Consider the following 9,746-nt stretch of genomic DNA (forward strand, 5'->3'; position numbering starts at 1 on the left):
AAAACCGGCTGTCCCTTGCTGGCAATCAGCGCAGCGCCGCGGAAAATCGTCATCGAACCCAGCGTCACAATGAACGGCGGGATACTGCCATAGGTCACACCGATGCCATTGAATAAGCCGACCAGTGTCCCGATGAACACCGGCAGCAGGATCGGGATGATCAACGGATACTCCCCAGGATGGGCAAAATGCGCGGCCATCACACCGGACAGCGCTGCGATCGAACCGACCGAAAGATCGATCCCGCCGGTGATAATCACATACATCATGCCGGTTGCCAAAATACCGTTGATGGAAGTCTGCTTCAGAATGTTCAGCATATTGCGTCCCGAGCGAAAACCGGGAGGGCTGAAAATCATCAGGACACAGACAATGATAATGAAGGCAATAAAAATCCCCAGCTCTCGAAGATCGTCTGTATTCCATTTTTTACTTTGTTTCACATTCATTCGTCTCATCTCCCCGTTCGGCAGGTTCATCATTACTCGCTCATAACAATTTACACAGACTCGCCCTCGTCATTCATGTTGGACGCATACTGCATAATCCGCTCCTGAGAAAAGTCCTTGCGCAGGATCTCTCCCGTCAAACGTCCGTCCGCCAGCACAATGATGCGGTCAGCCAGACCCATCAGCTCCGGAATTTCTGAGGAAATCATCAGTACCGCCTTGCCTGCCTTAGCCAATTCCCCCATCAGGAGATAAATATCGCGTTTGGCACCGACATCGATACCGCGCGTCGGTTCATCCAGAATGATGATGTCCGGTTCGCTGAGCAGCCATTTTGCCAGGACGACTTTCTGCTGATTACCACCGCTGAGTTTGTACATCTTTGTCCCACGCGAATTGGTACGAATATTCAATTTCGAAATATATGTATCGGTGAGTTCCGCGGATTTCTTCGCATCAACGATTCCCAGTTTCGCAATGCGGTCCAGTATGACAACAGCAATATTGGTTTCAACCGACTCGATTAAATTCAGACCGGTTCGTTTGCGATCCTCCGTGATCAGGGCAATTTTATGCCCGATCGCCTGTTTGGGATGACGAATCCTGACTGTCTGTCCCTCAATTTTCAAATCGCCGGCAGTCGGATGCGTGATGCCGAAGATACATTCCACCAGCTCGCTGCGGCCAGCGCCGACCAGTCCGCCGATCCCTAAAATTTCGCCATAATGCAGTTGAAAGGAAATATCGCGGAAATGGGTTCCGCGTGAGAAGTTCGTCACTTCCAACGCCACAGCGCCTCGCTGTGTTTCAATTTTCGGGTAAACCGCCGTAATCTCACGTCCGACCATCAACTGGATCAGCGCATTTTTGGATAGTTCCGCTGCCGCATAGGTCCCGATCAATTCCCCGTCACGCAGAACCGAAATGCGGTCGGCAATTCTGAAAATCTCATCCAATTTATGGGAAATATAAATGATACCCACCCCAGTCCGGCGCAGCTTTTCAATCTGCTCAAACAAGGTGTGAACTTCTTTTTCGGTCAACGCCGAAGTCGGTTCATCCATGATAATGATGCGGGAAGACAGGGAAATGGCTTTGGTGATCTCTACCAGTTGAACCTGTGCCACGCTCAGGTTGCGCATCAGCGCTTTCGGATCCATCTGAACACCCATCGATTCGAAAATCGACCGTGTCTGCCGGATCTGTTCCTTCTGATCCACAACGCTGAGTCCGCCTAAATGATTGCGGCGAATTTCCCTTCCCATGAACAGATTCTCGGATACCGACATATCCGGAACAGGGCTCAACTCCTGATGAATCATGGAAATGCCCAGGTGCAGCGCTTCCTGCGGCGAATGAATCTGAACCGTTTTATCCTGAATCTGGATTTCACCGCTGTCAGCAGTATAAATGCCCATCAGAATTTTCATCAAAGTCGATTTTCCGGCGCCGTTCTCACCCACCAGAGCATGAACTTCCCCCGGCCGGATCTGGATGGAGACATCCTTCAGAACCGGTACGCGTGAAAAACTCTTGTATATGTGATTCATTGCGAGGAAAAACACTGACACAGGATTCCTCCATGGTTCTATATAAGGTCGTGCGTTGTACGAAAAAAAGATTCAAAGACGCATCGTCACAGAATTTATTATAACGATTTTCCGCTTGTTTTTACAAGTAAAATCAGCTTATCGAAATATGGATGAAGTTTTCGGATAATGAAAGAGAATTCGTTGTTTTTATGGCTTTTACGTGAATCGTAAATTATGAGAATCATCATAAATTCTGTTCATATTTCGAATGACTGCAAGCAAAATCAGTTTTTCTAAATTTGAAAATACCACTACAAAAAAGAGAAAATTGCTGTTATTCCCAATCATCAGGGTGATAACTGCGCAGTTTCTTGACTTCGGCACGCCGTTTCTTCTGAAACAGCCGCGCTGCTTTGGCGGAGACACCCGGATGCGTCGCTTTGCGGATTTTCGGCTTGTGCAGCGCCGCTTCCACCAGATGAGTGAAGCGCAGCACGGCATCCAGACGGTTCTGTTCCTGCGTTCGGTAGCGTTTCGCTGTGATGATCAGCACGCCATCTACCGTCATGTGATTTCCGGCGTGGAGCGTCAGCTGCTCCTTGATGTCCGTTTCCAGCGAGGGGGAATTGCGGACGTCAAAGCGCAATTGCACTGCAGTCGCGACCTTGTTGACGTTCTGCCCACCTGGTCCGGACGCGCGAATATATTCGAACTGCAGTTCGTTTTCATCGATTTGTACGGCGGGTGTGATCTCAATCATGCGTTAAGTATAATCGTTCACGCCGAAATCGTCGCGGGATTACGGTTCGAAAACAGCCATTCGAAATATGGATCGACTTTTTGAATAAGGAAAAAAATTTACGCTTGTTTTTTTAAAATTTCATAGAGGACCTGAGTTTCTCACTTTTTGAAAAATCGTCCCTTTTACTCTCAACATTGGAAATGCAAAGACACTTATTCGAGATACTCAGGAGTACATACTTGACAATTTGTCATTGCGATCATAGAGAAGCAATCTCTTTTCGTGTGGCAATTTTTACGCAATGGAGCAGGGAGATTGCCACGCCCCTACAGGGCTCGCAATGACAAGTTTTACAAAGTTGGCCGCTACAATGTAATAGCAATGACAGGATTCTCACCACCGTGTGGGCATTACCGCAGACAACTTGTTTTATAAATCTTGATTTCTGGCAGTTGTAACCTGACGATTGATATCTTAAGCTCCGGTAACGATTGGTCTAAGTTACTTTCAGTTTACTCGGAGCTTACTCTTTTTTCAAAACCTGCTACTTTTGGGACAGAAACTTTCTTACAAAGCAAATTCAGGGTAATTCGGCTACTTGCTATGACCCGAAAAACCCTAATCTCCCTTTATCACGAACGCTCGCAGGATTGGACCGGCTTCTTACAAGCGCAGCGTTTTCAACTGGCTTTCCATGCGATGGCTCATCACTTGCGCCAGGTGTTTCTTTTCTTCCTTAAGTACAATGCGGAAATCTTCCGGTTGCAGCTGAGGGTACAGAGTGATCAACTCCTCGACGAAAAGGACAGAATCTATTTCTGCACGCTCGGCCATATCGTAAATCTCATCTTTATTGGTGGCTTTTGCTGCCTTTTCCCGCAGTTTATCGGGGTCTTTTAGCGCGTTATTCTCTATCAATATTTTCAAGTATTGCTCCTGCTCTTCTGAGACCTCGACTGTCAAATCTCCGCCGCCGGCGAATTTTTTTAATAGTTCGGTATAAATGGTGAAATGACGATCCTCATCACTGGCAAGTTTCTCGAAAAATTTACCACCGAATTTAGCATCCTCCGCCAACTGTCGGTACAATGCACCGACCGCTTTCTCATTAGCGGCCATCATCCTGAAGAAATCTGTGCCATTAAATTGTTTACTCATCGTGTTTCTCCCATCATTTTAGATTTGCAGAAATCCGACCTGCATATATATTATATAAAAATCGACTCTAATATTCAATGATTGATTTTTAAAAAGAGTTAATAACAGCAATTCCTATGAAAATTGATTTCAGTTTTTATGATTGGATGTGTAATATTTTTCATCCGTTGTTCGAAATATAGGTTTTATTTTTGCAAAAAGTAAGAAAAATCGTTGTTGTGTTGTATGTGTGCAAAGCGCACATACAACACAACAACGAATCATTCTCCTTATATTTCGAATCACTGCTGCTCCAGATCGTCATCATGATAAAATCATTTTCAATTCTTCTCGAAAACCATACAAAGAAAAGTCAAAATTTCTATAACTTTAGCGGTTAACCATTGATGTACCAGTGAATCAAAATAAGGAGTGAATTTTTTCTTGATTAATTCGCAAAGCCAGCCGATATTCCAAAATACTGAGAAAAGGAACGTAAAAAGATGAAACGTTACATCCGTTGTACTGCCATCGCAACAATTGTTTGGATAGTTCTTCTGAGCGGTCACGCAAGCGCTGCCACCGACAGCAACGCACACGCAGCACTGCCGCTTGCTGCAGCCGCCATGGTTTCGCCGCTATCAACAAGTCCCGCCATGCCAATCGAAACGCCATCCATCCCCTGCAACATCGTCTTCGAAACGGATCGGGACGGCAATCACGAGGTATACAGCATGGCGCCAGACGGCAGCCAAATGAGGAATCTGACGGAAAATTCGGCCTATGATGCGGAACCTGCATGGTCACCCGATGGCAGCCGGATCGCTTTTGTGTCAAACCGTTCGATGGATGAACGGGAAAGCGGAAATTATATCCTGATCATGGACGCAGACGGCAGTAATGTTCATCCACTGACCTTTGAAGATGACAGTGCCGCACCGGACTGGTCGCATGACGGCAGCCAGATCACCTATTCGCATCACGGGGATATCTACATCATCCCCGCAGACGGCAGCGGCCCCTCGATAAATCTGACAAAATCCTCGGAACAGGAGATGCAGCCCGCCTGGTCACCGGATGACAGCCAGATCGCCTGGTTGCGCAAGGAAGGTGATCAGACCTGGCTTTTCGTCATGAATGCAGACGGCAGTCATGTGCAGCAACTGACGCAAAACGGCAATGTATATGATGTGTTCTGGACGATTGATGGAGAAATTTTCACACATTGGGACCATCCGGATGGCGTTTGTAGCAACTGCGTCATGCAAGCGGATGGATCCAATGTCCGTAATGCCGGTGGAAAAGGCGGAATACAGCAATATTTGCCTTTTAAAACAGTGGATGGAGAGCGAGTCGAATGTGTCAGCGTCGACATTCTGACCGGCGATGAAGAGATCTATCTGGTCGGCGATATTTATCCAGACAATTTCCTGAACCTCACGAAACATCCCGGGATCGATCACAATCCGGACTGGCCGGCGACCTGTCTGTCCGGTTTTGAAGGAGTTCGCCCTGAAAAAGCGCCCATTCCGGTTGCCGCACCTACCGAAACAAAACCGGTACTGCTTTTGGGGTACGCTGGCGATACTCGTGCACAATGGCAGCGCAAGCTTAATTTTCAAAAAGCCTGTGATGAATTGGCCATACCCTGTATATATGGGGAGATCCCTGCATTGCTCAGCGCAAATATCAGCGCCCTCGTCTTGAATTCCAGTCCCGAAACGATCACGAATTCCAGCGCTGCACTCCAGGAAGCAGTGGATCGTGGCATTCCTGTTTTTGTGCTGGACGCCGAAATCGACATAGACGGCGTCTACACCATCACGGCAGATCACGATGAGATGCTGCGTACCACGCTGAATATTTTGTTTCAAGCGAGCGGCAGATCGGGAGAATTTGCCTACTTTGATTTTAATCCGTCACAGAAAGATGCACAGCGCATCCAGAACCTGCTTGAAAAAGAGTATCCAGATATCCAGGTCGTAACCACGGACACGCAGCGATACAATTTCAATCAGGATGAATTCATTTTCAATGATCTGGTCAGCGCATACCCGTCTCTGAAAGCCGTTTGGACAAATGCCGCGTATACCAGCGCGGTTTTCGGGATTGTGAACAACATCAGCGACCCGGACCGGTATCCGATGCTGACCTGTGATTCCACCAAAGAGGGCTTTTACATCTGGAAAGACCGTATAACCGAACATCCTGGATTTTCGTGTGTGGCAGTTAGTAATCCGCCCGGCATCGCCTATGATGCGGTGCATGCCGCTCATTTCTTACTGAGCGGCGAAACAATCGATTCATCCGCACTGAAAGGCAGCTACGGCAACGCGTTCCTCGTGGATTTTCCTGTCATTACCAATGACAATCTGCTCGATGCGCTGGAAGTCATCGAGTACGAGGACGATGATTTTCATACAGACCGGTTGATGTCCCCGGACGAGATCCTAGACCGCTGGTTTGAATAAGGGTTTCATGGGGATTGGAGATGGCAGTGCCTGCAGCTTCAACCGACAAACCGATTTGCTGTTTGCGTCGATCCGGGAGACTGCCGCGAATTCCCATGAGGATTATCATTTCATATAAGATAATAGACATTTTTTGTCTATTATCTTATATAAAACAACCCAACGTATCTACACCTTCAAAAAACCATTTTCAAATGCGTCGGGATAAACAAAGCTTTTTTGACCCTGTTCAAATGCCACGGTAATCTCTCCTTTGTCGAGCTCAATCACGCTGCCAGCTCCGAACGAATTATGCCGCACAATTGAACCCACTGTAATATTATATGTGTCTACCTTCGGCTTTTCTTCGATCCTTACCGGTTGTGGTGCAAAGGGAGGTTTTATCCCAAAACTGGCTGTGATCAACTCGGGCAAAGATGTCGCACCCCTGTTTTTGCGGGCATGCTTTGGGTAGGCAGCCGGTTTTGCGCTTTTCGTTACGACCGGTTCTTCCGCTTCCTCCTGATCTTCATCTAAATCTACCGAAAAGCCCTCATCCGGCAATTCCGGAACATAATCAGCTGACGGTTCCATCGTAAACTGCTGGTTGTAAAACAACGCTTCATATTCGCTGCGTTTGATCACGATGTCCCATCCGCCGATATCCTCCCCCGCATGCTTATCAATACCGGTGTAGGAGAGGCTGGAATCCTCATAACGCTTGAATTTTGTAATGGCGTCATTCATAATGGAGCTATTGAAAACATTCAACGAGACTAACAGCTCAAAATCCTTGACATCCAGTCCGGTGACCTTATTGAACAGCCCGGGTTCCAACTGCGTGATCACGTCTTGCAGCGAGTGTTCCCGATAGTCAGTGAGATACATGAAGATCGGAATGCGCGTGGCAAATTTGATCAGCTTTTCCTGAATCTGTTTGCGCATTGATTTGTATTCTTTTTCTTCGTCAGTAAGTTCTTTTTTCTCTTTCGGTGAAAGACCATCGGTTCCGATTTGTTTCGCCTTTTTAACCGTTTCAGATTTATTGATGATCATCTCGATGTCAGCATTCAAGCTGCGGAATCCTTCAATGCGCATCAGAGCTGCCATCGCCTCTTTGCTAGCCATCAAGCGGGCTAGCGTATCATTATCCACATTGACCAGTAAAGCGGATTCCCAACGTTTGGCCAGCAGCGTTGCCGATGTGCCCGCCAAGGCAATATCCAAAATTTCCTGTGCGTTGATCTGCTTCATACTGCTGCCGTCATAAGCCAGCACGGGAAGAAAATTGATAAACTCCGCCACTTTCCTTTCCGGATTGCTCTCATTGATATTCAGCCGGCAACTGTAATCCGATATCTGTCTCAGCGCACGGTCCAGAGCAAAATCAAACACATAGCATTCGTGCTTCATAATCTCGCGAGTGCCTGCGCCGGTGGTGATTTCCCACGGGCTTTGCACGCGGAAAGCCGCCTGGAAATAGGTCTCCGGGCTTTTCAGGTTGCGCAGCATGAAGATACCCGTCCAGGGGCGCACTGTGACGCCGGTCGTCAATTTGCCGCAGGAAAGCGTGATTGTTTTGGTCGAAAGCGGATCGCCCATCGATTTTAACACCGGTTCCAATGCAGCTACGCCGATACCGGCGGATGAACCGGCGCACAGATTGATTTTATACGAATGGAAAAAGGTGTTCTGTTTCTGCGCCAACAGATTCATCATCGCATTACAAGACGCCACATTGGGCAAGAACCAGAACGTATGCGAGAGCACATTCAACAGCCGTGTATCGGAAAACGGCATTGGCGGACGCTTGTCCTGACCGAGTTTCATGTCATCCAAACTCGCCGGCAGATAGGATCCGCGAATCAGATCAAGCCATTTCTGCACCTCATTTTCATAGACAAACCTGGCTTCTTTGCCTTTCCCTTTGGCAGAGAAAAACACATTCAGGTCAAATTCGTCGAATTGTCCCTGCATGGCGATCTGTCGGATGCTTTCCGGTATGCGATACGTCATCATCACCATGCGCGGCAGGGCGGCATACGGATTATCGGAAGTGTCGCCCCAATTCTCCTTTGCCCGCTGTTCATCGGAATAAGTCCAGTTATAAATCTGCTCTTCGATAAATTCGCCGCTGTTGATGGCGCGGAACGGCGTGCCCGACAGAAACAGATAATACGATGTAGTGATTGGCAGAAAAGTTTCGTTGTAGGCGTTGTCCGCCTCATCCTTTTTGTATTTTTCCAGATCGAAATCGTAATCCTCATCTTCATCCGGCTGTTCAAACAAGCTTTTCGCATTGTCACGCCATGCGCCAAAATGGTATTCGTCAAAAATCACGAGGTCCCAGTTGCTGTCGTGGATAAACTCATTTTTGGTTTTGATACCACCCTTCTCATTGGTACCAAGTAAATCTTGAAACGAGCCGAAACACACAATGGGGCGGGTTTTATCCGCCTTTGCGTACTGCTCGTCCATGTTGATCTTATTGTTGTGGGCATCCTTGTTGGAGATAAACTGCCAGCCTTCAAAGTCTATATGGGTCATCAGGTCTTCATCCCAGGCTGCTTCTACGGCCGGTTTGAAGGTGAGTACCAGTATTTTTTTGAACCCCATACGTCTGGCAAGCTGATAGGCTGCGAACGTCTTGCCGAAGCGCATCTTGGCGTTCCACAGGAACTTGGGGGCGCGATCGGGAAAATCCCTTTTGGCAGCCGCAAAATATTCCATCGTTTTATCGACAGCTTCTTTTTGTTCGGGACGCAAGGTGAACATCTGCGTACGGTTTTCGATATTGGCAGTACCCGTCTTAATGGCGGCAATAGCCGCTTTGACTTCCTCGACACTGCAGCGGAACCACTCACCGCCGACCGCGCTGACTCTTTTCTGGCGCAAAACCTTGTGAACGTCATGATCGGTAAAGCAGGAGCCGTCATTGCGCATGGCGGACTCGACCAGCACGATTTGATAGGGCTTCAGTCCATCCGGGCGTTTGGTGGGATATTGCTGCGCGACACGCATTTCCACGTCTTTTTCCGTATAACCGACCTTCAGCAAGCCCTGATACTGCGGGTTGTTGTCGGAATAGGCGTAGATCATCGGGTGCGAATCCGGGCGTTGGGGGAAGAATTCTTTACTCATGGCTCTTATCCTCAGTTATTTCGTCCGCCTGCTCGTAGTAGTATGAATAATCCACACCTTTCATAAACATTTCACGGTCATTGATTCTGTCGGTTAAAGCGGAAGAGAGCAAAGCCTTGATCGGTGCGGAATCGGTTACGCTGCGCTCCATTGTGGTAAGGTATGCTTTCTTGCCAACGCGGCTCCAATCCACGCAGCGTTTTAAGCGCTTTTTCAAAAGCAGGTCAAGCCAAATGCGCATGCTCCTTCCGTTGCCCTCCATAAACGGATGGGCAGCATTCATTTCCACATATTT

General features: G+C 47.9%; 7 protein-coding genes. 1 reads left to right on the forward strand and 6 read right to left on the reverse strand.

The genetic code is table 11. From position 1 onward, the window contains the following. From VIS94_12180 to VIS94_12195, 4 genes are all read right to left on the reverse strand, one after another. A partial coding sequence (locus tag VIS94_12180) for an ABC transporter permease (protein HEY9161824.1) occupies positions 1–482 on the reverse strand: 482 nt, incomplete at its 3' end. 17 nt (positions 483–499) lie between these two features. Beyond that, positions 500–2,020: a sugar ABC transporter ATP-binding protein gene (locus tag VIS94_12185; GenBank protein ID HEY9161825.1), complete on the reverse strand. Its 1,521-nt coding sequence runs from the start codon at positions 2,018–2,020 to the stop codon at positions 500–502. A gap of 295 nt (positions 2,021–2,315) precedes the next feature. Next, a complete protein-coding gene (gene arfB / locus VIS94_12190) occupies positions 2,316–2,741 on the reverse strand; it encodes an alternative ribosome rescue aminoacyl-tRNA hydrolase ArfB (protein HEY9161826.1) in 426 nt (141 codons plus the stop codon). 645 nt (positions 2,742–3,386) lie between these two features. Continuing rightward, entirely contained in the window at positions 3,387–3,881 is a 495-nt protein-coding gene (locus VIS94_12195; protein HEY9161827.1) for a hypothetical protein, read from the reverse strand. Between the two features lie 482 nt (positions 3,882–4,363). Here VIS94_12195 and VIS94_12200 point away from each other — a divergent pair, with 482 nt between their 5' ends. Continuing rightward, on the forward strand, positions 4,364–6,331 hold the full coding sequence (locus tag VIS94_12200; GenBank protein ID HEY9161828.1) for a substrate-binding domain-containing protein: 1,968 nt from the start codon (positions 4,364–4,366) through the stop codon (positions 6,329–6,331). 168 nt (positions 6,332–6,499) lie between these two features. Here VIS94_12200 and VIS94_12205 read toward each other — a convergent pair whose 3' ends face one another. Together VIS94_12205 and VIS94_12210 are read right to left on the reverse strand one after the other, a co-directional pair. Beyond that, positions 6,500–9,451, reverse strand: a complete 2,952-nt coding sequence (locus tag VIS94_12205; GenBank protein ID HEY9161829.1) for a GIY-YIG nuclease family protein — start codon at positions 9,449–9,451, stop codon at positions 6,500–6,502. Next, positions 9,444–9,746, reverse strand: a 303-nt coding sequence (locus VIS94_12210; protein HEY9161830.1) for a cell filamentation protein Fic, incomplete at its 5' end; no start/stop codon positions are given. The genes VIS94_12205 and VIS94_12210, both read right to left, overlap by 8 nt.

The sequence above is a fragment of the Desulfomonilia bacterium genome, from assembly GCA_036567785.1.
Taxonomy (GTDB): Bacteria; Desulfobacterota; Desulfomonilia; order UBA1062; family UBA1062; genus DATCTV01.

Excerpts from the sequence above, each read along its gene's own strand:
- arfB (HEY9161826.1), bottom strand. The coding sequence starts at position 2,741 with ATGATTGAGATCACACCCGCCGTACAAATCGATGAAAACGAACTGCAG.
- VIS94_12195 (HEY9161827.1), bottom strand. The coding sequence starts at position 3,881 with ATGAGTAAACAATTTAATGGCACAGATTTCTTCAGGATGATGGCCGCT.
- VIS94_12200 (HEY9161828.1), top strand. The coding sequence starts at position 4,364 with ATGAAACGTTACATCCGTTGTACTGCCATCGCAACAATTGTTTGGATA.
- VIS94_12205 (HEY9161829.1), bottom strand. The coding sequence starts at position 9,451 with ATGAGTAAAGAATTCTTCCCCCAACGCCCGGATTCGCACCCGATGATC.